The sequence below is a fragment of the Arthrobacter sp. NQ4 genome (genome assembly GCF_029077345.1).
GTDB lineage: Bacteria > Actinomycetota > Actinomycetes > Actinomycetales > Micrococcaceae > Arthrobacter.
The window spans coordinates 1-1,667 of record NZ_JARETC010000028.1 but is presented as its reverse complement, the minus strand read 5'-3'; the positions used below and the strand labels follow the sequence as shown (position 1 = coordinate 1,667).

At 55.4% G+C, this 1,667-nt stretch carries 1 rRNA gene; it reads left to right on the top strand.

Annotated elements, in window-relative coordinates:
• Window positions 1-136 precede the first annotated feature (136 nt).
• Window positions 137-1,658: ribosomal RNA gene (locus tag PUN51_RS20615) — 16S ribosomal RNA — on the top strand.
• Window positions 1,659-1,667: the final 9 nt, after the last annotated feature.

Here is a 1,667-nt window from a genome sequence, read left to right as displayed (position 1 = left end):
GATTATGTATGTAATTGGTTGAATTTGCCGAATCGTGCCGCCCCTGTGGTGTGGTTTGGTGTTTTTAGCTGGTTTCAAATTTTGTGCAGCCATTATGACCGTTATTTCCGGTGGTTTTGGTTGTGTCTGTTTGTTTTCAACGGAGAGTTTGATCCTGGCTCAGGATGAACGCTGGCGGCGTGCTTAACACATGCAAGTCGAACGATGATGCCCACTTGTGGGTGGATTAGTGGCGAACGGGTGAGTAACACGTGAGTAACCTGCCCTTGACTCTGGGATAAGCCTGGGAAACTGGGTCTAATACCGGATATGACCTTCCATCGCATGGTGGTTGGTGGAAAGCTTTTGTGGTTTTGGATGGACTCGCGGCCTATCAGCTTGTTGGTGGGGTAATGGCCTACCAAGGCGACGACGGGTAGCCGGCCTGAGAGGGTGACCGGCCACACTGGGACTGAGACACGGCCCAGACTCCTACGGGAGGCAGCAGTGGGGAATATTGCACAATGGGCGCAAGCCTGATGCAGCGACGCCGCGTGAGGGATGACGGCCTTCGGGTTGTAAACCTCTTTCAGTAGGGAAGAAGCGTAAGTGACGGTACCTGCAGAAGAAGCGCCGGCTAACTACGTGCCAGCAGCCGCGGTAATACGTAGGGCGCAAGCGTTATCCGGAATTATTGGGCGTAAAGAGCTCGTAGGCGGTTTGTCGCGTCTGCCGTGAAAGTCCGGGGCTCAACTCCGGATCTGCGGTGGGTACGGGCAGACTAGAGTGATGTAGGGGAGACTGGAATTCCTGGTGTAGCGGTGAAATGCGCAGATATCAGGAGGAACACCGATGGCGAAGGCAGGTCTCTGGGCATTAACTGACGCTGAGGAGCGAAAGCATGGGGAGCGAACAGGATTAGATACCCTGGTAGTCCATGCCGTAAACGTTGGGCACTAGGTGTGGGGGACATTCCACGTTTTCCGCGCCGTAGCTAACGCATTAAGTGCCCCGCCTGGGGAGTACGGCCGCAAGGCTAAAACTCAAAGGAATTGACGGGGGCCCGCACAAGCGGCGGAGCATGCGGATTAATTCGATGCAACGCGAAGAACCTTACCAAGGCTTGACATGAACCGGAAAGACCTGGAAACAGGTCCCCCACTTGTGGTCGGTTTACAGGTGGTGCATGGTTGTCGTCAGCTCGTGTCGTGAGATGTTGGGTTAAGTCCCGCAACGAGCGCAACCCTCGTTCTATGTTGCCAGCACGTGATGGTGGGGACTCATAGGAGACTGCCGGGGTCAACTCGGAGGAAGGTGGGGACGACGTCAAATCATCATGCCCCTTATGTCTTGGGCTTCACGCATGCTACAATGGCCGGTACAAAGGGTTGCGATACTGTGAGGTGGAGCTAATCCCAAAAAGCCGGTCTCAGTTCGGATTGGGGTCTGCAACTCGACCCCATGAAGTCGGAGTCGCTAGTAATCGCAGATCAGCAACGCTGCGGTGAATACGTTCCCGGGCCTTGTACACACCGCCCGTCAAGTCACGAAAGTTGGTAACACCCGAAGCCGGTGGCCTAACCCCTTGTGGGAGGGAGCTGTCGAAGGTGGGACTGGCGATTGGGACTAAGTCGTAACAAGGTAGCCGTACCGGAAGGTGCGGCTGGATCACCTCCTTTCTAAGGAGC